Origin of the sequence: Lapillicoccus sp. (assembly GCF_025353065.1) — a bacterium.
Lineage (GTDB): Bacteria > Actinomycetota > Actinomycetes > Actinomycetales > Dermatophilaceae > Lapillicoccus.
The window spans coordinates 29,700-51,834 of record NZ_JANXRJ010000259.1; the positions used below are offsets into that span (position 1 = coordinate 29,700).

Below are 22,135 nucleotides of genomic sequence, written 5' to 3' on the forward strand. Positions count from 1 at the left end.
TGGGAGAGGGCCGCTGGGCTCAGCCTACGGCGATGCGGTCCAGCCAGTCGACCATCAGAGCGTGCTCGGCGGGGCTCAGGACGGTGATGTCCGCCAGGTTCGCGCGGAGGGCGATGGCGGCAGTCCGTGCGTGGATCAGGGGGACGGGGGCCGCGTCCGCGATGATGACGCGCTTGACCGCGCCGTAGACCGCCTCGACCAGGTCGAGATCGCGATCGGCAGGCGGGATGGTCAGCAGCGTGTGGACGACACCGGTGCCGGCCGCCCGGATCATCTCGACGGCCCGCCGTTCGGTGACCGCGAGCCGCCCGGCGAGGGCGACCTGGTGCACGCGGTTCCGGAGGATGTCCTCGCCCCCTCCCACGCCGGCCACGAGCCGCGTCCCGCGGTCGGGGTCGGACATGAGCACGAAGAGCGCCGGGTTGGCGAGGCCGAAGCCGATGTGGGTGGCCCAGCCGGCGTCGAGGTCGGCGACCGGGTCGCCGGTCTCCGCACCGAGCGCCTTCGTGCGGATGTAGGCCACGAAGACGTGCTCGGCGACGGCGTCGAGCAGTCCGTCCTTGTCCCCGAACAGCCGGTAGATGGTCGGCGCCTGCACCCCGGCCGCGGTGGCCACCGCGCGGGTCGTCACCGCGGCGACGCCCCCGGAGTCCAGCAGCCCGGCGGCGACCTCGACGATCGCGTCCCTGGTCCGGGTCCTGGAGGCGTCGGGCGCCGCGTCGATGGTGTCCATGTATCGATGCTAACGCACTACTGTTAGCAGGTGAGTTTCCTGTGCTAACGTAGTCATCGTTCCATTGGAAACCGCAAGGACACCTCATGATCGTCGTCACCGGAGCCACCGGTCAGCTCGGCTCACAGATCGTCCGCCAACTGATCGAGCGCCTGCCGCCCGAGCAGGTCGGTGTCAGCGTCCGCGACGTCGACAGGGCCGCCGACCTCGCCGCCCTCGGCGTGCGCGTCCGCCACGGCGACTTCACCGACCCGGCCACGCTCGCCCACGCGTTCGAGGGCGCCAGCCAGGTCCTCGTCGTCTCGTCCGACACCCACGCCGGCGATGCCGTCACCCAGCACACCGCAGCGCTGGATGCCGCCCGAGCAGCCGGCGCCGGCCGGGTGCTCTACACCAGCCACCAGGGCGCCGGACCCGACTCCCTCTTCGCGCCGATGCGCGACCACGCCGCCACCGAGGCGCATCTCGCCGGGCTCGGTATGCCGTTCACCTCCCTGCACAACGGCTTCTACGCCAGCACCGTCCCCTTCCTCCTCGGACCTGCGCTCGCCACGGGGGAGATCAGAGCTCCGGCCGATGGTCCGGTGTCCTGGACGACCCACGCCGACCTCGCCGCCGTGGCTGCCGCCGTGCTGGCCGGCGACCTGACGTCCAACGGGTTCGACGGCAGCACCCCGCCGCTGACCGCCGCCGCGGCATACGACCTCGACGCCGTGGCCCGGATCCTTACCGACCTCACCGGCCGCACCGTCCGTCGGACCGTGGTCGACGACGAGGACTACACCCGGGGTCTGGTCGCGAACGGCATGCCCGAGGGGGCGGCCGCGATGATGCTCGGCATCTACCTCGCGTCCCGTCGCGGTGAGTTCGCGGCCACGGACCCCACCCTCGAGCGGGTGCTCGGCCGCCCGGCGGAGTCCATCGAGACCGTGCTGGACCGGGTCGTGGCCGGCACCGGAGCCGCCCGCGAAGGCGCACTGCCGTAAGCGATCCCTAAGCGCTTTCGGTGCCTCCAACACCGTGCGCCGACCTAGCCTTGGTTGGTGGTTAGCCTTCCGGTCATGAGTGAACAGCGCTACCACCCGACCGACCTGTCCCCCCGCCACGACGGCCGCGCCCCCGACCAGACCCGCGACGTCCGCATCACCCGCAACTGGCTCGACCACGCCGAGGGCAGCGTGCTGGTCGAGTTCGGCCGCACCCGCGTGCTCTGCGCCGCGTCCTTCACCGAGGGCGTGCCGCGCTGGCTCAAGGGCAAGGGCTCCGGATGGGTGACGGCGGAGTACGCGATGCTCCCGCGCTCGACCAACACCCGCTCGGACCGCGAGTCGGTCAAGGGCAAGATCGGCGGCCGCACCCACGAGATCTCCCGTCTCGTGGGCCGCAGCCTGCGCGCCGTCATCGACATGAAAGCGTTGGGCGAGAACACGATCGTCCTCGACTGCGACGTGCTGCAGGCCGATGGCGGCACCCGCACGGCAGCCATCACCGGCGCCTACGTCGCTCTGGTCGACGCGATCGAGGACGCGCGCGCCAAGAAGCTCATCAGTGCCAAGGCCCAGCCCCTCACCGGCTCCGTCGCCGCGATCAGCGTCGGCGTCGTCAAGGGCCGGCCGGTGCTCGACCTCGACTACCCCGAGGACTCGACGGCGGACACCGACATGAACGTCGTGATGACCGGGGACGGACGTTTCGTCGAGGTCCAGGGCACCGCCGAGACCGAGCCCTTCGACCGGGAGCTGCTCGGGCTGCTGCTGGACCTCGCGACCAAGGGCTGCGCCGACCTCACCGTCACCCAGCAGGCGGCGCTGGCCGCACCGGCGCGGCAACGCACATGACCCGCCTCGTGCTGGCGACCCGCAACGACCACAAGGTCCACGAGCTGCGCCAGATCCTCGGAGACCTCGTCGGTGAGCTGTCGCTCGACGTCGTCGGTGCCGGCGACGTGCCCGGCGCCCCCGACGTGGCCGAGACCGAGGTGACCTTCGAGGGCAACGCCCGGCTCAAGGCGGTCGCCCTCGCGCAGGCCACCGGCCTGCCGTCCGTCGCCGACGACTCGGGGCTCGCGGTCGACGTCCTCGGCGGGTCGCCCGGGGTCTTCAGCGCCCGGTGGTCCGGGTCCTTCGGCGGAGCGGGCCTGTCCCGTGCCGATCGTGACCGGGCCAACGTCGCCCTGCTCCTCGAGCAGGTCGCCGACGTGCCCGAGGAGCACCTGGGCGCGGCTTTCGTCTGCGCCGCCGTCCTCGCGATGCCGGACGGCACGACCGAGGCGACCGAGGGGCGCGTCACCGGGCGCCTCGTGCGAGAACCCCGTGGCAGTAACGGTTTTGGCTACGACCCCATCTTCCGGCCCGACTCCGACGTCGGCGACACCCGGACCTTCGCGGAATACACCGACGTCGAGAAGAACGTGATCTCGCACCGTGGCACGGCGTTCCGCACGATGATCCCGATCCTGAGGAGAGCACTCACACCATGACCACCTCGACGTCCCCCCTGCGCGACCCGGCCGCTTCCTCGGGAGAGCCGGTCCCGCCCGCACCCGCGGGCCCGACCGGTCCGTCGGGCGCGTCCGGACGCGCGTGGCCGCTGGCCGCGCTCGACGGGCTGCTCGCGGGGGGACTCGCCATCGCCGTCGCCACGTTCCTCGGCGGGGCGATGTCGTTCCTCGGGATCAGCACGGGGACGCCGGCGCCGATCGCGGCGATCGGTGGGGCGTTCATCGACCGGACACCGGCGTGGCTGAAGACCTTCGCCATCTCGACCTTCGGCACCAACGACAAGACCGCCCTGCTCACCGGGATGGGGGTCGTCCTCGTCCTCCTGTGTGCGGGCATCGGTCTCCTGGCCCGGCGCAGCCTCACCTCCGCCCTCGTCGGGCTCGCCCTCATCGGCGCCATCGGGGCGCTGGCCGTGGTCAGCCGGCCCAACGCGGGCGCCCTCGACATCCTCCCGACGGCCCTCGGCGCCCTCGCCGGCATCAAGCTCCTGCAGACCGTGGACCAGGCCCGTGATCGTGGGGGCGACGGCCTCAGCCGTCGCCGGGTGATCGCCGGGGCAGGGGCGCTCGTGGTCGGGTTCTTCGGCACTCGCTTCGACTCCGGTGCCGGGCAGGCCACGGCGTCGCGTGCGGCGACCCAGCTGCCGAAGCCGACGGGCCCGGCGCCCTCCACCGCGGGGGCCCAGCTCGACGTGGCGGGCATCTCGCCCTACGTCGTCAAGAACGACGCCTTCTACCGCATCGACACCGCCTTCGTCGTCCCGCACCTCGACGCCACGACGTGGAAGCTGAAGGTCGTCGGAGAGGTCGAGCAGGAGATCACCCTCGACTGGGCGACCCTCCTGAGCAAGCCGCTCATGCAGAAGCTCGTGACGCTGACCTGCGTCTCCAACGAGGTCGGGGGCAACCTCATCGGCAACGCCCTGTGGACCGGCTGGCCGGTCCGCGAGCTGCTGGCGATGGCTCGGCCCAAGGCCGGCGCCGACATGGTGCTGTCGAGGAGCTCCGACGGCTTCACGGCCGGTACGCCCCTCACGGCGATGACCGACGACCGTGACGCGCTCCTCGCCGTCGCGATGAACGGTGAGCCGCTGCCCTTCGAGCACGGCTTCCCGGTGCGGCTGGTCGTGCCAGGTCTCTACGGCTACGTCTCGGCGACCAAGTGGGTCACCGAGCTCAAGGTCACCCGGTTCGCCGTCGACCAGGGCTACTGGACCCCCCGCGGCTGGTCGGCCCTGGGGCCGGTGAAGACCTCCTCCCGCGTCGACGTCCCGACCGACGGAACCCAGATCAAGGCCGGCACGACGGCAGTGGCCGGAGTCGCGTGGGCGCAGCACCGCGGGATCGACAAGGTCGAGGTCCAGATCGACAACGGCGCCTGGCAGGTGGCCACGCTCGCAGCCGAGCCGACCATCGACTCCTGGCGCCAGTGGGTCTTGACCTGGGAGGCGACCACGGGCTCCCACACGATCACGGTCCGGGCCACGGACCCCTCGGGCGCGGTCCAGATCTCCGACCCCGCCCCGCCCGACCCCAACGGCGCGCAGGGCTACCACACGATCACCGTCCGGGTCGCCTGACCTCCCGTCGGTAGACTCCGTGCCGTTGCGGGAGTGGTGGAACTGGTAGACACGCAGGATTTAGGATCCTGTGCTTCGGCGTGCGGGTTCGAGTCCCGCCTTCCGCACCGAGGGCTGTGGATGGCTGCGTCGTCCCGTATGCCGCGTCGGCTAGGTTGGTGGCCCGGGCCGCGCAGGTGGGCCCGCGGCATACCGAACCCGTCGGCACCAGTAGGCAGGAGCGCACGTGAGTGTCAGGCTCGAGTCGGGCGACACCGCCCCCGCATTCGTCCTCACCAACGACAAGGGCGAGCAGGTGTCGCTGGCGGACCACCGGGGCAGACAGGTCATCGTCTACTTCTACCCGGCCGCCATGACGCCCGGCTGCACCACGCAGGCGTGCGACTTCAGCGACTCGATGGATGCCCTGCACGCCTCCGGCTACGACGTGCTCGGCATCAGCCCCGACACGCCGGAGAAGCTGGCAAAGTTCCGCGAGCGCGACGGCCTCACCATCACCCTGCTGTCCGACCCCGACCGCTCCGTGCTCGGAGCCTACGGCGCGTTCGGCGAGAAGAAGCTCTACGGCAAGACCGTCGAGGGCGTCATCCGCTCGACCTTCGTCGTGGACGAGCAGGGCAAGATCGCGGACGCCCGCTACAACGTGAAGGCGACCGGACACGTCGCCAAGCTCCGCAAGGACCTCGGTCTGTGACCGTCGAGCAAGCAGCAAGGGAGAAGACCCGATGAGCGACTCGTCAGACCGCAGCAAGGACGTGGTGCCGTCGACGCCCAAGCCGACCGTGGCGCAGCTCGAGGCGGAGATCGCCGTGACCCGCGCCCGGCTCGCGACGACCGTCGACGAGCTGGTCACCCGGGCCCAGCCCAAGGAGATCGCCCGGCGGCAGGGAGAGAACGCCCGCCTGGCCTTCATCGACGCGACCCACACGCAGTACGGGACGCTGCGCGTCGAGCGGATCGCCAGCGTGGTGGGGGCTCTCGTCGCCGTGGTGGTGTTGATCGGGCTGCTTCGCCGCCGTCGTGGCTGAGGCCACCAGCGTCAGCGGGGACGGGTCTCGGCTCCCGATCCGGATGCTGCACGACCGGGTGCTCGTCTCGCTCGAGCGCGAGGGTGGCGACCGGCGCTCCGGTGGCGGCATCCTCATCCCCGCGACCGCTTCGGTCGGCAAGCGCCTGGCCTGGGCGCAGGTCGTCGCGACGGGCGGCACGGTCCGTCAGGTGCAGATCGGCGACCGCGTGCTCTTCGACCCGGAGGACCGCTTCGAGGTCGAGCTGCGCACAGGACTACCTCCTGCTTCGCGAGCGCGACCTCCACGCGGTCGCGGCTACGCGAGTCGAGGACGACAAGACCGGGCTCTACCTCTGACCACGACCGGGCTCTCCCCCTGACCACGACCGGGCCGGCAGACGCCGAACGGCGGCCCGCGAGGACCGCCGTTCGAGGAGGAGTGCGCCGCCAGGGATTCGAACCCCGAACCCAGTGATTAAGAGTCACTTGCTCTGCCATTGAGCTAGCGGCGCAACGAGGATCGAGGCTACTACAGCGCGACTCCGCTCACGAAATCCGTTACGGCTGCTGGCCTGTCCGGCGGCCTGACGACCGGCGCGGCGGCGGCTACGGTCGCGAGGAGGGCGAGGACGACGCCGGCGAGGAGCACGGCGGCCAGCCCGAGCGCGACGAACCGGTTGCGGCGCTCCTTCCCGAGGTACATACAGAGATTGTCCCCCATGATGCCCAGCGGGCGCGCGCCCGAGCGTCACCGCAGCTGCGCCGCAGCGTGGGCGGCGCCCGTCCGGTGGCGGAAACGCGGTCGTGAGCACCCACCGGAAACAGGTACGATGGGCGCCGCCGAGAACGCGCACCGCGTGCTCACGGCGACATGGTGGGTGTAGCTCAGCTGGTAGAGCGCTGCGTTGTGGTCGCATAGGTCGCGGGTTCAAGTCCCGTCACTCACCCCACGGTGGCCTGCAGGGACATCCCTGCAGGCCACGGCTCGTCCACCGGCCGTCCTCGAGGCGCAGATCGTCCCGATGTCCTGGCCGGGTGGCCCGGCCATCAGCCGGCGTGGGGAGCCGGTGCGGGCCAGCCAGAGGTCAGGACCACCGACCCGTCCAGCCCATCGAGCCTGGCCGGTATGCCGTGTGCCGTCAGCCACGCCGGGGCGTCCGCACCGAGGACGATCGCGGCGGTGCTCGCGGCGTTGGCCTCGAGGCAGGTGGCACCGACACAGGTCACCTGGGCCCAGGTCACCGGAGCGGTCCTGCCGGTGCGGGGGTCGACGATGTGGTGACGCTCCTCCCCGTCGCGGCGCCAGGTGCGGACCCGGGTCGACGAGGTGGTGACGGCCTGGCCCGTGCTGACGATGACCTGCAGCGTGGAGCCCTCTGCCGCCTCGACACCGATCTCCCAGCCCCCGTCCGGGAGGTCGCCCCCGACCGCGATGTCGCCGCCGAGGTTGACGAGGAAGCCGCCGGGCAGGGCTGCGGCCAGTCGTGTGGCCAGGAGGTCGGCCGCGTGCGCCTTGGCCGTCGCGCCCAGGTCCAGGAGCGTGCCCGCCGGGACCTCGAGCCGCCCACCGGCCTCATCACGTGCCTCGAGGTGGACGTCGCGCCACGTCACGCGGTGACCGGGTCCGTGGGACGGGACGAAGGCGGGCTCGTCCGGCGCGTAGCCGGCCCGGGCGCGGACGACGTCGAGGTCCGCGTCGTAGCCCGAGGCGGCGACGGACCGCCCGACGGTGGGGTCGACGAGGCCGTCGGTGATCCGGGCCGCGTGCAGCGCCGCGACGAGGCAGCTCGTGAGGAGGGGACCGATGGTGGTCACCACCCGAGCGTGCGTGGCGGCTTCGGCGATCCGGGAGACCTGCGAGTCGGCCCGAAAACGGCTGGCCACGAGGTCGAGCTCGTCCAGGAGCTCACGCACGATCCGCACCGCCTCGGCGGACGACCCCGCGACGGTCGTGAGGATCTCGTGGTCGCACCCGATGGCACGGAACCTCGCCGAGGTCAAGGCCGAGATCGACGCCGTGGCGATGTCGCTCGTCACGACGGCACCCCCAGGCTGAGGGCGCGGGCCGGGCACAGCCGGACGGCGATCTCGCCCAGCTCGGGGTCGACCTGAGGCGTGCGCACGACCGGGTAGCCCCATTCGTCGAGGCTCACCTGCTCGGTCAGGATGCTGGCGCAGATGCCCCGGCCGGTGCAGGCGACGCGGTCGACGACGATCGGGCGGGTGGTGGTCGTGGGGACGCCTCGACCGACCCGTGAGCCGGCCGGGCTGCGGTCAGCGGACACGTCGGCCCCTCCCCTCGACGTCGCACCGGCCGGCGAGGTGGGCGGCGACCTCGGGGGCGAAGGCGCGCAGGGCGCTCGCGGCATACCCCGCCACGCCGTCCGGGAAGCGGCACGCTCCCCGGCCCGGCAGCAGACCGATCCGTCCCCGCAGGCGCTGGAGGGTCGCGCGGTCGGCGGTGCCGGCGGCGAGACGCCCCATGTCCTCGGCGACCGCGGGGACGCCGAACATGCAGGGGCCGCACTGGCCGGCGGACTCGCCCGCGGCATACGTGAGGGTCCTCGCGACGTGGGCGAGCGGGCACCGCGTGTCGTCGAGGACGGAGACGATGCCCGGCCCGACCCGCAGCCCGTATGCTGCGAGGTCGCCGCCCGACCAGGTCGCCCCACGGGCCTCGGCCGCGGTCAGCCACCCGCCGCCGAGGCCGCCGATGCCGAAGGCCGTCGGCCGGCCCGAGAAGCCTCCGGCGGCCGCGACGAGGTCCCCGAACGACACACCGGCGGAGGTCTGGACGACGCCGGGTCGGGCGACGGCGCCGCTGACGGCGACGAGCCGGGGCCCGGGCTCGTCCAGGGTGCCCTGGGACCGGAACCAGTCCGGCCCGAGGGCCTCGATCTGGGCGACCCGCCACACGGTCTCGGCATTGAGGACGAGGGTGGGTCGCATCCGCCGACCGCGAGCGTCCTTGCTGCCCAACGAGATCGGGACGCTCTTGGTGAGCGGGCGGGCGAGGCCGCCGTGGGCCAGCGAGACGAGCGAGCTCTCCTCGGAGGACACGTAGCGGTGGGGGACCTCGAGCAGCGCGAGCCCGGCGGCGGTGATCCGGCGCGCGGTGGGGGTGCCGCGGTGGGCGGCGACCGTCACGCGGCGGCCGAGCAGCTCGGCCCCTCGACGCAGCTCGTCGAGGTGGTGCTCGACGACCCAGGCGTCCTTGGCCGCGCCCACCTCGCCGTCGCAGGCGTTGACGATGACGTCGGCGTCGTGGGCGAGGGCGCTGCGGAGCTTGGTCGCGGTGCTGAACGCGGCACCGCCGCGACCGGTGAGGCCGGCGCTCTCGAGGAGGTCGGCGAGGGGGCCGGCGCTGCTGGGGGTCGTCGACCTATCGGCGCGGGTGGACGTGACGGTCATGACCACTCCTGGACGAGGACGGCCTCGCGACGCTCGGCGTCGGGGCTCGTGGCGAAGAGGCGCCAGCCGATGGCAGCGACGCCGACGACGCCGCAGAGGATGGTGATGGCCCGCAGGAGCGTCTCGTCGGTGGTGCCCAGGGCGATCCCGTGGACGAGGGCGATGGGCCAGAAGGCGAAGGCGAGGAGGTGGACCGCCCGCCAGACGCGCTCGGGCAGGCGGTGGCGCAGCAGCGACGTCGCGACGACGGCGACGACGAGGTCGATCGCCACGGTCCCGAGGCCGACCCAGGCCCGCTCGTAGCCCGAGGTGAACGGCACGACGGCCGACACGAGGTCGATCGAGACGTAGGTCTCGCCGATGGCCGTGGCGATGTGGACGAGGAGGAAGGCGACCGAGCCCAGCGCGAGGGAGCGGTGGAGGCCCATCACGACCGCGGACCGGATGCCCTGCGGCGGGCGCCGGGAGGCGGTGACCAGACCGAGCACGAGGACGGCGGTCAACAGGGTGATGCTCGCGACTCCCGTGGCGCGCGAGACGAACCAGAGCAGCTCGTTCACGGTGTCACGACGCCGACGTCGTCGTCGCGCCGGCGGCAGCGCTCGAGGTGGTGACCGACCCGGTGCTGGTGAACCCCGAGCTGGTCGAGGTCGAGCTGCTCGAGGTGGTGGGGGTGGTCGCGGTCGTCGTGCTCGTGGCCGTCGGGGTCGACGCCGTGGTCGCGGCGCTGGACGCGACGGTCGTGCTGGACGTCGCGGCATACGAGTCGGCGAGGTGCAGGCCCAGTCCGCCGACCGCGATGGTGGCGGTCAGCAGGGCGCCGGCGGTCCAGCGACGGGTGGCCCGCAGTGCGGGGTTGGTGTGACGTGCGGTCATGGCGGGCTCCAGGAGCGAAGGAGGAGGGTCCGTCCGGCAACGGCGGCGGCGGCGGGGGCTTCACCGACAACAGTGCCGACCGCCGTTGTGCGGTCCCTGTGCCCTTCTTGTGACGCGTGGATGAGCCGCTCAGAAAGCTCCAAGAGTCTCCCCGGCCGATCGTGACCGGCGAGGACCGAAGGGACCGATCAGGTCGTCGGCGCCGACGGCTCGCCCGGTGGCAGGACGTGCTGGGCGGCGAGCCGCTTGGCGGTGGCCGAGTCGAGACCGGGCTGGGGCACGAACACGGCCGCACGGTAGTAGCGCAGCTCGGCGATCGACTCCCGGATGTCGGCGAGAGCACGGTGCCCACCGGACTTCTTCGGCGCAGCGAAGTAGACCCGGGGATACCACCGGCGGGACAGCTCCTTGATCGAGCTGACGTCGACGATCCGGTAGTGCAGGTGGGCCTCGAGCTCCGGCATGTCGCGGGCGAGGAACCCCCGGTCGGTGCCGACGGTGTTGCCGCCCAGTGGGGCCTTGCCGGGGTCCGGCACCCACTGCCGGATGTGGGCGAGCACCTGCGCCTGCGCGTCCTCCATCGTCGTCCCGCCGTCGAGCTCCTCGAGCAGGCCCGATGTCGTGTGCATGGTGCGGACGAACTCGTCCATCTGCTCCAGGGCCTCCGCCGGCGGACGGATGACGACGTCGATGCCGTCGTCGAGCTGGTTGAGCTCGAAGTCGGTGATCAGGGCGGCGACCTCGATGAGCGCGTCGTGCTCGAGGGACAACCCCGTCATCTCGCAGTCGATCCAGACGATGCGGTCGTTGACGGCGCGGTCGGTGGGCACACTCACGCACTCACCCTAGGGCCTCATCTGGACTATTCTCTGCCCATGTCTGCAGGGGACCCTCACACCACCGGCGCGCCCGATCCACATCGTCCGGGCCAGGTGTATGCCGGGCCGCCGGGGACCGTCGCCCCGGCGCCGCGGCAGGGCCCGGGCACCGAGGGCGCTGCGGCCGTCGGTGTCGCCGGGGGTGGGCAGTACAGTTCCGTCCCCAACCCCACGCAGCGCCCCAACCAGCGCACGCTCACGTTCTACGGGATCATGATCGTCGGGTTCCTGCTGGCGTGGTCCGTGCTGAGCTTCGAGTTCGGCAGCGGGCTGGGCCTCCGGACGACCGTCACGGTCGCGCTGTTCGCGGCGATCCCCCTGCTCGTCGTCGTCCCGACCTATCTCTGGGTCGACCGCTACGAGGCCGAGCCGGTGCGGCTGCTGGCCTTCGGCTTCGCCTGGGGCGCCCTGTGCGCGGCCGTCGGTGCCCTGTTCATCAACACGTTCTTCAGCATCGCCCTGCAGCTCGCCGGCAACCAGGACGCCGACACCCTCGGCGCTGTCGTCAGCGCCCCCATCGTCGAGGAGGGGCTCAAGGGCCTCGGCATCCTGCTCATCGTGCTGCTGCGTCGCAAGCAGTTCGACGGCATCATCGACGGCATCGTCTACGCCGGGATGATCGGCGCGGGCTTCGCCTTCAGCGAGAACATCCTCTACCTCGGACGCATCTACAACGAGTACGGCAACGCGGGCCTCACCCAGCTCTTCTTCCTGCGCTGCGTCATGGGCCCCTTCGCCCACCCGCTCTTCACCGCGATGACCGGCATCGGGCTCGGCGTCGCCGTGTCGCTGATGCGCACCCGCACGACGCAGATCCTCGCCGGTCTCGCAGGCTACATGGGCGCGATCACCCTGCACTTCATCTGGAACCTCACCGCGTCGACCGGCAACATCTTCCTCGGCTACTTCGCCTTCCAGGTGCCCCTCTTCCTCTGCTTCCTCGGCCTGTTGATCTGGCTCCGGGTCCGCGAGGGGCGGACCATCCGCACCTACCTCAGCCAGTACGCCGACGCCGGGTGGCTGAACCACCAGGAGGTCGCGATGCTCGGGTCGTTGTCGGCGCGACGGCAGGCCCGTGCCTGGGCGAAGCAGAGCGGGGGGCCCGGCGCCCTGTCCTCGATGCGCAGCTTCCAGGACGCCGCCGCCGACCTCGCCCTGCTGCGCTCGCGGATGACCCGCGGGGTGGCCGAGCCCGAGGTCGCGGCCCGCGAGCGGGAGCTCCTCGACGCCGTCGTCGCCCACCGGGCGGGCTTCCTCGGCACCGCGGCATACGGGCCAGGCGTGCGGGCCTGAGGGCCTCCTCGCGCTGCTGGGTCGAGGGGCAGGCGCTGGCCGATCAGGCCCGGGACCGTGGATCGCCCGCCCCGCTCGTGCCCTCGGCAGGACTCGAACCTGCAACCTGCGGATTAGAAGGCCGCTGCACTATCCGTTGTGCTACGAGGGCATGGCGGCCAGCGCCGCCGCGCAAGTCTAGGGCGACCGCCCGACCGCCCGACCCGCCCGACCCACTCGCGCGGGCGAGGAACCGGCCACGACGACTCCCGTCCGCCGGGTGCCGGGCACGGCGATAGCCGGCCCCGCCCGCGAAGGACGGGACCGGCCGCAGCGGCCGACCCGAGGGGGGTCGGCCGCTCACCCTGGCTGCAGGCTGGCCAGGCCGCTCAGCGGGACCCGGTCAGCGGGCTCCCGCCAGGGCGAGCGCGAGCGCGCCCACCTGCGGCGTGCCCAGTCCGGACGCGGCGTCCCACCCGGTGCCGGCGGTGAAGCCGCCGATCCCGCCGGAGCCGTTCTGCCCCTTGGTGATGTCGTGGAAGGCCCCGGGGGTCTTCCGGGCGATCTGGTAGAGCGCGGGGTTGATGTCGCCGAGCGAGCCCTGGTTGAGCTGGGCGATGTCGGCGGTGATGCCCGCCCACTGCGGCGAGCCGGAGCTCGTCCCCCCGAAGAGGTAGAACGAGCCGGCCGGGGCCGTCGCGCTGTAGGCGACGAGCACGCCGCCGTTGATCGCCGCGTTGTAGGAGACGTCGGGGACGCCGCGGCTCGGCAGCGAGCCGAGGGACTTCTGGAAGGCGGGCACGGCATACACCGAGCTGAAGCCACCACCACCGACGGCACGGGCGCCGAAGGTCTTCTCCTCGTTCCAGACCACCTCACGTTGGTAGGTCCCGGTCGTCGGGTTGGCGAAGAGCTGCGTGCCGCCGACGCTCGTGACGAGCGGGTCGCTCGCGGGGGTGGACGCGGAGAGGATGCTGTGGGTGCCGTCGCAGCTGAGCTCGGTCGAGCCGCTGTCGCCGGCGCTCGCGAAGACCGTCATCCCCTGCGCCGCGGCCCGGGCGAAGATCCGGTGCTGCGCGGCCAGGGTGGTGCCCGGCTGGGTCGTGCCGTCAGCGTTCTTGCCGTAGCACTTCTCCGCCTCGCCGAAGCTCTGGCTCACGACGTCACCGAGCCGGTGGTCGACGACGTAGGAGAGGGCGCTCTGCAGGTCGCTGTCGTTGTTGGACTTGGCCAGCGCGAGGACGATCTTCGCGCCCGGGGCGGTCGCGTGGGCCCACTGGACGTCGAGGCTGATCTCCTGCGCCCAGCCGGCCATGTTGGCGTCGGCCGGGTCGAACGGGGTGAGGCCGTCCGGAGCCACGATCTGGAGGTTCGGGTCCGGGAGGCCGAAGACCTGGTCGAAGGCCGCGAGGTCAGCGACGATCGTCGGGCTCTGGTAGGCGTCGACGATGACGACCGTCTTGCCCTGGCCGCCGTACCCCGCGTTGATGAGCGTGTCGATGCCGTAGGCCTTGCGGATCTGCTGCGGTCCGTAGCAGACGACCGAGGCGCCCGGGACCTGGCAGCCGAACAGCGCCCCGGCGGCCTTGGCGCTGACCGGAGCCCGCTCCGTGACGAGGTGGGGCGGGTTGGCCGACACGGCCGGACGGGCCCCCGACCGCGCGACCGCAGGCGCTGCGGACGGGGAGACCGACCCCGCGCCGGACAGGCTGGCGGCGAGGGTGGCGGTGAGTGCGGCGGCAGCGACAACGGCCGCGCGCCTAGTGCTTCGCTTCAATCTGACCTCCTGGAAGAGGGGCGATCCGCACCTTTTGTGTGGTGTCCGCCCCGGTCCATCAGTGGATCACGGGAGGCCCGCGAGGCCCCATGACGAATGGCACGGGACGAACCGGGACGAATGCGGATCAGCCTTGCCGCCCAAGCCGATCCACCGACGCGCCGGGGCGCGTGTTGAGCCCGACCCCCAGCTGTGGGGACAATGCGCAGGTGAGGGAGACGACGATCGCGACGACGGAGGGCGACACGCTGCTCCCGGTCGTCCGGGTGCTGCGCGAGCAGGTCTCTGCATCGGCCTTCCCGGTGCCACTGCCCGAGGCAGCCGACGCCCGGGTCACCCGCGGCGAGCTCCTGCGGCAGCTCGACGACTACGTCATCCCGCGCCTCGAGTCGATCGATGCCCCGCTGCTCGCGGTCGTCGGCGGCTCGACGGGAGCCGGCAAGTCGACGCTCGTCAACTCGCTCGTCGGCAGGACCGTCACGCAGCCCGGGGTCCTGCGACCCACGACGCGCTCGCCCGTGCTGGTCCACTCGCCGGAGGACGGCCACTGGTTCAGCGGCGCCCGGGTGCTGCCCGGGCTCACGCGCATCAGCGGGGCGTCCACCGCCTCGAGCCAGGGCACCTCGCACTCCGTGCGGCTCGTCCCGTCCGAGACCCTCCGGCCCGGCCTGGCCCTGCTGGACGCTCCCGACATCGACTCCGTCGTCGAGGAGAACCGCGAGCTCTCCCGCCAGCTGCTCTCGGCCGCCGACCTGTGGATCTTCGTCACGACGGCCGCTCGGTATGCCGATGCCGTCCCGTGGGCCCTGCTGCGCCAGGCCGCCGAGCGCGGCACCTCGGTGGCCGTCATCCTCGACCGGGTGCCCCCACAGGCGACCGACGAGATCCGGGACCACCTCACCGAGATGCTCCGCGAGGAGGGCCTGCTCACGACCCCGATCTTCACGGTCGCGGAGTGCACCCTCGACCGGGACGGCCTGCTGCCCGAGGGTCAGTTCGTCAGGCTGCGGTCGTGGTTGACGGCCCTCGCCCGGGACCAGCGCGCGCGGTCGTCCGTGGTCCGGCAGACGCTGGGTGGTGCGCTCGACTCGCTCGACGACCGCACCCAGGTCCTCGCCCAGGCCTCCCGCGGCCAGCTCAGCGCGACGGCGGCCCTGCTCGGGGCGGCCGACGACGCGTTCACGCAGGCCGCCGAGGGCGTCGCCAAGGGCATGAGCGACGGGACCCTGCTGCGCGGCGAGGTGCTCGCTCGGTGGCAGGAGTTCGTCGGCACCGGGGAGTTCTTCCGGCAGGTCGAGTCGACGGTCGCACGCCTTCGCGACCGGCTCGTCGCGATGGTCAAGGGCGACCCGACACCGTCGGTCCACCTCGGCGAGGCACTCCAGAGCGGGGTGGCCGAACTCGTGCGCGCGGAGGGCCAGGGCGCCGTCTCGACGACCGCGCGCGCGTGGCGCGGGCTCGTGGGCGGTGCGTCGCTGCTCGAGCGGCACCCCGATCTGACCACGTCCTCCAGCGGGTTCGCCGCCGAGGTCGCGACCCTCGTCGGCGACTGGCAGGAGGACGTGCTCACCCTGGTGCGCACCGAGGGTCGGGACCGGCGCACCACCGCCCGCGTCGCGGCGTACGGCGTCAACGCGGTGGGCACCGTCCTGATCCTCGTGACCCTCGCCTCGACGGGTGGCCTCACCGGCGCCGAGGCCGGCATCGCCGGTGGCACGGCGGTGCTCGGCCAGAAGCTCCTCGAGGCGATCTTCGGTGACCAGGCGGTGCGCACCCTCGCGGTCAAGGCACGGACGGCACTCGTCGAGCGGGTCCTCGAGCTGTATGCCGTGGAGCAGCGGCGCTACGAGGCCGCGGTCGCCTCGGTGGAGATCCGGCGCGAGCAGGGTCGACTCCTCGCCTCCGCCGCGCTCGCGGTCCGAGCGGCGCGATGAGCCCGTTGCGGATGGGCGCGAAACGGATCGTGGCGCCCACCTACGAGGCCGTGGTCGCGCAGTCGCACGCGCTGGCCACCGCACTCGACCTCGGTGGACCCCAGCTCGACGTCCGGGCGGCGACCGCAGCGCGCGAGATCGTCGCCAAGACCGGCGCCCGGGTCGCCCTCTCGGGTGACCACACCGTGGTCGCGCTCGCGGGGGCCACGGGCAGCGGCAAGTCGTCGCTCTTCAACGCGCTCGCCGGGGCCGACCTCGCGACCATCGGCGCCCGCCGTCCCACGACCGCGACACCCAGCGCCGCCGTGTGGGGGCCCGACCCCGCGGGCGGGCTCCTCGACTGGCTGGAGGTGAGCCAGCGGCACGTGGTGGCGGGTGCGTCAGGTGACGAGGCGGTCGTGGGCGCGCTCGACGGTCTGGTGCTCCTCGACCTGCCCGACGTCGACTCCCGCGTGGACCGTCACCGGGCCGAGGCCGAGCGGGTGCTCGGTCTCTGCGACGTCTTCGTGTGGGTCACCGACCCGCAGAAGTATGCCGACGCCACGCTGCACGACCACTACGTCCGCAAGCTGGCCGGCTACGAGGGCGTGATGCTCGCGGTCCTCAACCAGGTCGACCTCCTGGACGACGACGGGGTCGCCGCGTGCCTCGCGGACCTGCGCAGGCTGCTCGAGGACGACGGGGTGCCGATCGCGCAGGTGCTGGCGACGTCGGCCCGCAGCGGCGCCGGGCTGCCGGTGCTCCGGCAACGGTTGGCCAACGCGGTGGCGGGCCACGCCGCCGGCCGGCAGCGGCTGTCGGCCGACCTCACCGCCGCGGCCCGCAAGCTGCGCGAGGGGGTCGCGGACACCGAGCCCCTGCTCGACCCCGCCGCAGACGGCCGGCTCGAGGCGGCGCTCGCCCGGGCGGCCGGAGTGCCCGTCGTCCTCCAGGCCGTCGAGGACGACTACCGCCGCGAGTCCCTCGCGCGCACCGGCTGGATCTTCACGAGATGGGGACGCAAGATCAAGCCCGACCCCCTCGGCCGGTTGCGGCTCGACAAGAGCTCGGTGCTGACCGAGGTCGACGTCTCCGACGTGCGGGCGGTCCTCGGCCGCTCGTCGATCCCGGCTCCGTCGCCGGCGGCCCGGTCGGCGGTGCGCCTGGCGACGCGCGAGCTGACCGACCGGGCCTCCGCCGGGCTGCCGGTCCCCTGGGCGCTCGCTGTCGCCGACGTGGCGGAGCCCGAGGAGGACCGGCTCGACCAGGCTCTCGACCGGGCGGTGGTCGGCACCTCGCTGCGCGCGCGCAGCCCGAGGTGGTGGCCGGTCCTGGGGGTGCTGCAGTGGGCGCTCGGGGTGGCGGCCGTCCTCGGGCTGGTCTGGCTCGTCGTCCTCGGGGTCCTCGGGTGGTTGCAGCTGCCGCGGGTCGACACCCCTTCCCTGGGTCCGTTCGCTGTTCCCTTCCTCCTGCTCGTTGCCGGGCTCCTGCTCGGGGTCGGGCTGGCCGCGTTGTCGCGCGCCGCGACGAGGCGCGGGGCGGTCCGTCGACGGAACCTCATCGCCGGTCGCCTGGACGAGGCGATCGGCGTCGTCGCCGACGAGCGGCTCGTCGCTCCCGTCCGCGCGGTGCTCGAGCGGCACCGGGACGTCCGGACGAGCCTGGAGCAGGCGGTTCGGGCCTGAGGCGGTCTCCGGGCTGACCGGCCCGGTTGTCCACACCCCCTGTCCCCGTCGTCCCACGATCCACAGGCCTCGAGCGGGGCCTATCGCTCCCGGCCCGTCGTGGCGAGGCTGGTGCCCTGACCCGTCGACCCGACGGGAGCCGGGGGACCGGCGACACGTGGAGGAGTTGGGGACGATGAACGAGAGCTTCGTGACGATCATGGGCAACGTGGTGGGCGACCCGCAGGGGCGTTCGACCAAGGCAGGGAAGCCGTTCGCGTCCTTCCGGGTGGCCTCGACGGTGCGGCGGTGGGACTCCGAGCAGCGCCGGTTCGTCGACGGCAGCACCAACTTCGTCAACGTCGTGGGGTTCAACGCCCTCGGCGGCAACATCATGGCGAGCCTGCACAAGGGCGACCCGGTCGTGGTCTACGGGCGGCTCCGGGTCAACCAGTATGTCGCGGCCGACGGGAAGAACATGACGTCCGTGGAGGTCGACGCCCATGGCGTCGGGCACGACCTCACCCGCGGGCAGAGCCTCTTCAGCCGGCCCGAGCGGTCCCAGTACGACGTCACCGACCGGCTCGCCGACCCCAACATCCAGGCGGCCATGAGCGAGGAGGAGCGCGACCGGGACGAGCCGCAGGACCTGCGGGAGCTGGACGGTCTCGAGGTCGGGGGCGGTTTCGACCGGACCGTCGAGGATGCCGACACCGACCCCTATGTCGTGACGACGGGGTGAGGCGGGGGGCCGGCGGCCCGGGCCCGGAAGACGGCGGTGGTGTTCTCGTGCGGAAACGGCAGGTCGGGCACCGGCTTGCCGAGGGCCCGGCAGAGCGGCTCCCAACCGTCGCCGGGCTGCCACTCGAGGAGCCGGTCCGCCGGGATCTCGCGGCGGACGTCGGAGAGGCGCTGCTCGTAGGCGAGCATCATCTGTCCGGGGTCGTCGACGTCCGTGAAGACCCCTCGGCCCATCAGCTGGAACATGTGGGGCAGCTCCGGTGGGGCGGTAGGAGGGGTCCGTCCCTCGCCTCGCTGCATCCGGCGGGTCTGCTCGAGGACGGTCCTGTCCATGCTGCGATACCAGACCTCGGCACTCTCCCGACGGGACAGGAGGACGGGGGCCGTGGGGTAGGCGGCCGCCAGCTCGCGCCAGAGGGCGGACAGCGGCACGTCGACGCCCGCGGCATACTCGCCGAGGAAGTCGTCCCAGTCGGGCAGGTCACCCTGCAGCGCCCTGATCCAGACGGCCACGTCGGCGGGGCGCTCGAACACCTCGAGCATGTGGTAGCACGGAGCGTCGAGCAGGAGCTCCAGCGCGACCTGGAGCGATGCCGTCCCCGTGCGGGGTAGGCCGGCCCCGATGATCTGCATCGTCATGCGGGTCACCGTGTCACAGGCGCCGCGTCGGCGCGATTGGGTCGGCGCCCGTGGGCGCGGATATCCTTCCCCCATGCCCGAGTTCATCTACGTCATGACCAAGGCGCGCAAGGCGCACAACGAGAAGGTCATCCTCGACGACGTGTCGATGTCGTTCTACCCCGGCGCCAAGATCGGTGTCGTCGGTCCCAACGGTGCGGGCAAGTCGACGATCCTCAGGATCATGGCCGGGCTCGACTACCCCTCCAACGGCGAGGCGCGGCTCGCGGCCGGCGCCAGCGTGGGCATCCTGCTCCAGGAGCCTCCGCTCAACGAGGAGAAGACGGTCCTCGGCAACGTCGAGGAGGGCGCCGGCGAGATCAAGGCCAAGCTCGACCGCTACAACCAGATCGCCGTCGAGATGGGGGAGGCGGACGCCGACTACGACGCGCTGCTCGCCGAGATGGGCACGCTGCAGGAGGACATCGACCACGCCGACGCCTGGGACCTCGACGCCCAGCTCGAGCAGGCCATGGACGCACTGCGCTGCCCGCCGGGCGATGCCGACGTGACCGTCCTGTCCGGGGGTGAGCGGCGACGCGTCGCCCTGTGCAAGCTGTTGCTGCAGAAGCCCGACCTGCTGCTGCTCGACGAGCCCACCAACCACCTCGATGCCGAGTCCGTCCAGTGGCTCGAGCAGCACCTCGCGGGATATGCCGGCGCCGTCCTCGCCGTCACCCACGACCGGTACTTCCTCGACAACGTCGCCCAGTGGATCGCCGAGGTCGACCGCGGTCGCCTCTACCCCTACGAGGGCAACTACTCGACCTACCTCGAGAAGAAGGCCGAGCGCCTGCAGGTGCAGGGCCGCAAGGACCAGAAGCTCCAGAAGCGGTTGAAGGACGAGCTGGAGTGGGTGCGCTCGAACGCCAAGGGGCGCCAGGTCAAGTCGAAGGCGCGCCTCGCCCGCTACGAGGAGATGGCGGCCGAGGCCGACCGGACCCGCAAGCTCGACTTCGAGGAGCTCGCGATCCCACCGGGCCCGCGCCTCGGCTCGACCGTCATCGAGGTCAAGGACCTCAAGAAGGGCTTCGGCGACCGGGTCCTCATCGAGGGCCTGTCGTTCTCGCTGCCCCGCAACGGCATCGTCGGTGTCATCGGCCCCAACGGGGTCGGCAAGACCACGCTGTTCAAGACCATCGTGGGCCTCGAGGAGCCGGACTCGGGCACGGTCAAGATCGGCGAGACCGTCTCGATCTCCTACGTGGACCAGGGCCGCGAGGGTCTCGACCCCAAGAAGAACCTCTGGGAGGTCGTGTCCGACGGGCTCGACTACATGAAGGTCGGCCACGTCGAGATCCCGTCCCGGGCCTACGTCTCGCAGTTCGGCTTCAAGGGCCCCGACCAGCAGAAGCCGACCGGGGTCCTGTCGGGAGGGGAGCGCAACCGGCTCAACCTCGCGCTCACCCTCAAGCAGGGCGGCAACCTCCTGCTCCTCGACGAGCCGACGAACGACCTCGACGTCGAGACGCTCGGGTCGCTCGAGAACGCCTTGCTGGACTTCTCGGGCTGCGCCGTGGTCATCAGCCACGACCGGTGGTTCCTCGACCGGGTGGCGACGCACATCCTCGCCTACGAGGGCACCGAGGAGAAACCTGCCGAGTGGTACTGGTTCGAGGGGAACTACGAGGCCTACGAGGAGAACAAGGTCGAGCGGCTGGGCATCGAGTCGACCCGTCCGCACCGGGTCACCCACCGGCGGCTCACTCGCGACTGACACGTGTGACGTTGACCTCCTGACCCGGCTCCGACCGTTGGGGCCGTGGCAAATGGCCATCGCGTGCCGCACACTGACGGGGTGGCAACCGCTCTGATCGTGGTCGCCCTCCTCATCGGAGGTCTGGGCGCCATCCGATGGCGCCGTCGCGGCGGGGCGATCGGACCGGCCGGTGGCAAGCTCGTCGACCTACCGGCAGCGGCTGTGAAGGCCCCCCCGCTCAAGAGGTCGGGGAAGAAGCCGACCCTCCCCGTGGTCCCAGCCGACGACCTCCTCGCGGGGTCCGCCGACGTCGACGACCTGGACGCGGTCTTCGACCGGGTCCTCGAGTCGCACTCGCGTGAGCTCGGCATCCTGCTCGCCTCCCGGCTCCAGCGGCTGGTGGATCGTCGGGTCCCGGTGCGGGCGATCCGCGAGGCCCCCGGCACCTCCGCCGCGCGAGTCTGTTTCGCCGACGGCACGATCGTCCTCGCCCGAGGCGTGGTGCCAGGCGACTTCGTCCGGATCGCCTGGGGTATCCACGCCAGCTCGGTCTGGCTCGAGGGTTTCAGCCGGGTGGACGCGACGACCCGGCTGGACCTCCGGTGGCACGAGGGGCGGGTGGCAGTCGTCGCCCTGGGTCTCGACCAGCCGGACTGACGTGCGGTCCCGCTCCGGCTGGCGTGATCAGTCGGACGCGCGGACGGGTGCGGCCGAGCCGGTGTGCCCGACGAGGCGCAGGCCGAGCGCGGCATACGTCCCACCGATCTGGCCCGGCGTGCGGCTGATCGCGGGGGAGTACCAGCGGGCGACGTCGATGCAGAGCGACATCAGTGCGAGGGCGGTGTCGTGCACGTCGTCCACGACGAACTCACCCGCCTCCACGCCCTCGTGCAGGAGGTCGCGGACGATGGCGTCGATCTCCTTGCGCAGGGCGAGCACCTCGTCGCGGTGCTCCGGGGTGAGGTGGGGGAACTCGTACTGGACGACCCGGGCCACCTGGTGATGCTCCGCGTGCCAGATCGCGAACGATCCCATGACCGCGGCGAGTCGCTCGCCGGGGCTGCCGGGCGCATTGGCTGCAGACCGCACGAGGGCCAGTGCCGTCCCGTGGCCGTCGCGGCTCAGCGCGTGGAGGAGGTCCTCCTTCGAGGCGAAGTGGACATAGACCCCGGCCGGGGAGAGCCCCGCCCGCGAGGCGATGTCACGGGTGGTCGTGGCGTGGAACCCGTTGTCCGCGAACGCTCCCGCCGCGGCAAGGAGCAGCCGCTCGGCCGTCTGGGTGCCCGTCCCGGCCGATGCGCCCGACGCCCTCGAGGCGCTCGATGGCGGGGGCGGGGTCACGCGGACAGCATGCCCGACCCTCCCGCGGCTAAGCAAGCGCTTAGTCACCAAGCCCCGCTGAGG

23 protein-coding genes, 4 tRNA genes and 1 pseudogene are annotated in these 22,135 nt (G+C 72.2%); 15 read left to right on the forward strand and 13 right to left on the reverse strand.

Annotation, left to right across the window (positions count from 1 at the left end):
- Window positions 1-19: 19 nt before the first annotated feature.
- Window positions 20-733, reverse strand: a complete 714-nt coding sequence (locus Q0R63_RS19090) for a TetR/AcrR family transcriptional regulator (protein WP_295700907.1) — start codon at window positions 731-733, stop codon at window positions 20-22.
- An 86-nt stretch (window positions 734-819) separates the two neighbouring features.
- Between Q0R63_RS19090 and Q0R63_RS19095 the strand changes: the two genes are divergently transcribed.
- The 8 genes and pseudogenes from Q0R63_RS19095 to Q0R63_RS19130 all read left to right on the forward strand — a co-directional run bounded on the left by Q0R63_RS19095 (window position 820) and on the right by Q0R63_RS19130 (window position 6,179).
- Window positions 820-1,719 (forward strand): NAD(P)H-binding protein, encoded by a 900-nt coding sequence (locus Q0R63_RS19095; protein ID WP_295700909.1) that lies wholly within the window; start codon window positions 820-822, stop codon window positions 1,717-1,719.
- Window positions 1,720-1,794: 75 nt separating this feature from the next.
- A complete protein-coding gene (gene rph, locus Q0R63_RS19100) occupies window positions 1,795-2,571 on the forward strand; it encodes a ribonuclease PH (protein ID WP_295700911.1) in 777 nt (258 codons plus the stop codon).
- Window positions 2,568-3,212, forward strand: a complete 645-nt coding sequence (rdgB, locus tag Q0R63_RS19105; protein ID WP_295700913.1) for an RdgB/HAM1 family non-canonical purine NTP pyrophosphatase — start codon at window positions 2,568-2,570, stop codon at window positions 3,210-3,212. The genes rph and rdgB overlap by 4 nt, the downstream gene beginning before the upstream one ends.
- Window positions 3,209-4,813, forward strand: coding sequence for a molybdopterin-dependent oxidoreductase (locus Q0R63_RS19110; protein WP_295700915.1), 1,605 nt, complete (start codon window positions 3,209-3,211; stop codon window positions 4,811-4,813). The genes rdgB and Q0R63_RS19110 overlap by 4 nt, the downstream gene beginning before the upstream one ends.
- Window positions 4,814-4,840: 27 nt before the next feature.
- Window positions 4,841-4,920 (forward strand) — tRNA-Leu (locus Q0R63_RS19115).
- A 119-nt stretch (window positions 4,921-5,039) separates the two neighbouring features.
- Window positions 5,040-5,507, forward strand: coding sequence for a thioredoxin-dependent thiol peroxidase (bcp, locus tag Q0R63_RS19120; RefSeq protein ID WP_295700917.1), 468 nt, complete (start codon window positions 5,040-5,042; stop codon window positions 5,505-5,507).
- A gap of 31 nt (window positions 5,508-5,538) precedes the next feature.
- Entirely contained in the window at window positions 5,539-5,841 is a 303-nt protein-coding gene (locus tag Q0R63_RS19125) for a DUF3618 domain-containing protein (RefSeq protein ID WP_295700919.1), read from the forward strand.
- Window positions 5,842-5,884: 43 nt separating this feature from the next.
- A pseudogene (locus Q0R63_RS19130) lies at window positions 5,885-6,179 on the forward strand (co-chaperone GroES).
- A gap of 83 nt (window positions 6,180-6,262) precedes the next feature.
- Here the strand turns inward: Q0R63_RS19130 and Q0R63_RS19135 are convergent.
- Window positions 6,263-6,334, reverse strand: a tRNA-Lys gene (locus Q0R63_RS19135).
- A 17-nt stretch (window positions 6,335-6,351) separates the two neighbouring features.
- The gene (locus Q0R63_RS19140; protein WP_295700921.1) at window positions 6,352-6,525 is read right to left on the reverse strand and encodes a hypothetical protein; all 174 of its coding nucleotides are present in this window, start codon (window positions 6,523-6,525) and stop codon (window positions 6,352-6,354) included.
- Between the two features lie 171 nt (window positions 6,526-6,696).
- Here Q0R63_RS19140 and Q0R63_RS19145 point away from each other — a divergent pair.
- Window positions 6,697-6,772: transfer RNA gene (locus Q0R63_RS19145), tRNA-His, on the forward strand.
- A 97-nt stretch (window positions 6,773-6,869) separates the two neighbouring features.
- Here the strand turns inward: Q0R63_RS19145 and Q0R63_RS19150 are convergent.
- The 6 genes from Q0R63_RS19150 to orn form a co-directional block, all read right to left on the reverse strand.
- Entirely contained in the window at window positions 6,870-7,859 is a 990-nt protein-coding gene (locus tag Q0R63_RS19150; protein WP_295700923.1) for an FAD:protein FMN transferase, read from the reverse strand.
- Window positions 7,856-8,107, reverse strand: coding sequence for a ferredoxin (locus Q0R63_RS19155; protein WP_295700925.1), 252 nt, complete (start codon window positions 8,105-8,107; stop codon window positions 7,856-7,858). The genes Q0R63_RS19150 and Q0R63_RS19155 overlap by 4 nt, the downstream gene beginning before the upstream one ends.
- The gene (locus Q0R63_RS19160; RefSeq protein WP_295700927.1) at window positions 8,097-9,233 is read right to left on the reverse strand and encodes an NADH-ubiquinone oxidoreductase-F iron-sulfur binding region domain-containing protein; all 1,137 of its coding nucleotides are present in this window, start codon (window positions 9,231-9,233) and stop codon (window positions 8,097-8,099) included. The genes Q0R63_RS19155 and Q0R63_RS19160 overlap by 11 nt, the downstream gene beginning before the upstream one ends.
- The gene (locus tag Q0R63_RS19165; protein ID WP_295700929.1) at window positions 9,230-9,793 is read right to left on the reverse strand and encodes a ferric reductase-like transmembrane domain-containing protein; all 564 of its coding nucleotides are present in this window, start codon (window positions 9,791-9,793) and stop codon (window positions 9,230-9,232) included. Before Q0R63_RS19165 ends, Q0R63_RS19160 begins: the two co-directional genes overlap by 4 nt.
- Window positions 9,794-9,797: 4 nt before the next feature.
- Complete coding sequence (locus Q0R63_RS19170; protein ID WP_295700931.1) at window positions 9,798-10,109, reverse strand: hypothetical protein; 312 nt, start codon at window positions 10,107-10,109, stop codon at window positions 9,798-9,800.
- A gap of 188 nt (window positions 10,110-10,297) precedes the next feature.
- Window positions 10,298-10,945: an oligoribonuclease gene (gene orn, locus Q0R63_RS19175; protein WP_295700933.1), complete on the reverse strand. Its 648-nt coding sequence runs from the start codon at window positions 10,943-10,945 to the stop codon at window positions 10,298-10,300.
- Window positions 10,946-10,984: 39 nt separating this feature from the next.
- On the opposite strand from orn, the gene Q0R63_RS19180 reads away from it, so the two are divergent.
- Window positions 10,985-12,280: a PrsW family intramembrane metalloprotease gene (locus tag Q0R63_RS19180; protein ID WP_295700935.1), complete on the forward strand. Its 1,296-nt coding sequence runs from the start codon at window positions 10,985-10,987 to the stop codon at window positions 12,278-12,280.
- Window positions 12,281-12,358: 78 nt separating this feature from the next.
- Here Q0R63_RS19180 and Q0R63_RS19185 read toward each other — a convergent pair.
- Window positions 12,359-12,431, reverse strand: a tRNA-Arg gene (locus tag Q0R63_RS19185).
- A gap of 231 nt (window positions 12,432-12,662) precedes the next feature.
- Entirely contained in the window at window positions 12,663-14,036 is a 1,374-nt protein-coding gene (locus Q0R63_RS19190; protein WP_295700937.1) for a S53 family peptidase, read from the reverse strand.
- 209 nt (window positions 14,037-14,245) lie between these two features.
- Here Q0R63_RS19190 and Q0R63_RS19195 point away from each other — a divergent pair, with 209 nt between their 5' ends.
- The 3 genes from Q0R63_RS19195 to Q0R63_RS19205 all read left to right on the forward strand — a co-directional run bounded on the left by Q0R63_RS19195 (window position 14,246) and on the right by Q0R63_RS19205 (window position 18,355).
- Window positions 14,246-15,970 carry a dynamin family protein gene (locus Q0R63_RS19195; RefSeq protein WP_295700939.1) on the forward strand — a complete coding sequence of 575 codons (1,725 nt, stop codon included), beginning with the start codon at window positions 14,246-14,248 and terminating at the stop codon, window positions 15,968-15,970.
- The gene (locus Q0R63_RS19200; protein ID WP_295700941.1) at window positions 15,967-17,634 is read left to right on the forward strand and encodes a GTPase; all 1,668 of its coding nucleotides are present in this window, start codon (window positions 15,967-15,969) and stop codon (window positions 17,632-17,634) included. Before Q0R63_RS19195 ends, Q0R63_RS19200 begins: the two co-directional genes overlap by 4 nt.
- A 175-nt stretch (window positions 17,635-17,809) precedes the next feature.
- Window positions 17,810-18,355: a single-stranded DNA-binding protein gene (locus Q0R63_RS19205; RefSeq protein ID WP_295700943.1), complete on the forward strand. Its 546-nt coding sequence runs from the start codon at window positions 17,810-17,812 to the stop codon at window positions 18,353-18,355.
- On the opposite strand, the gene Q0R63_RS19210 is transcribed toward Q0R63_RS19205, so the two are convergent.
- Window positions 18,334-18,993: a sulfotransferase family protein gene (locus tag Q0R63_RS19210; protein WP_295700945.1), complete on the reverse strand. Its 660-nt coding sequence runs from the start codon at window positions 18,991-18,993 to the stop codon at window positions 18,334-18,336. The genes Q0R63_RS19205 and Q0R63_RS19210 overlap by 22 nt on opposite strands.
- Before the next feature lie 73 nt (window positions 18,994-19,066).
- Between Q0R63_RS19210 and ettA the strand changes: the two genes are divergently transcribed.
- Both ettA and Q0R63_RS19220 read left to right on the forward strand, forming a co-directional pair.
- Window positions 19,067-20,749, forward strand: coding sequence for an energy-dependent translational throttle protein EttA (gene ettA, locus Q0R63_RS19215; protein WP_295700948.1), 1,683 nt, complete (start codon window positions 19,067-19,069; stop codon window positions 20,747-20,749).
- Window positions 20,750-20,830: 81 nt separating this feature from the next.
- The gene (locus Q0R63_RS19220) at window positions 20,831-21,388 is read left to right on the forward strand and encodes a hypothetical protein (RefSeq protein WP_295700950.1); all 558 of its coding nucleotides are present in this window, start codon (window positions 20,831-20,833) and stop codon (window positions 21,386-21,388) included.
- Window positions 21,389-21,415: 27 nt separating this feature from the next.
- Here the strand turns inward: Q0R63_RS19220 and Q0R63_RS19225 are convergent, their stop codons facing one another.
- Complete coding sequence (locus Q0R63_RS19225; RefSeq protein ID WP_295700953.1) at window positions 21,416-22,072, reverse strand: TetR/AcrR family transcriptional regulator; 657 nt, start codon at window positions 22,070-22,072, stop codon at window positions 21,416-21,418.
- Between the last annotated feature and the right edge of the window lie 63 nt (window positions 22,073-22,135).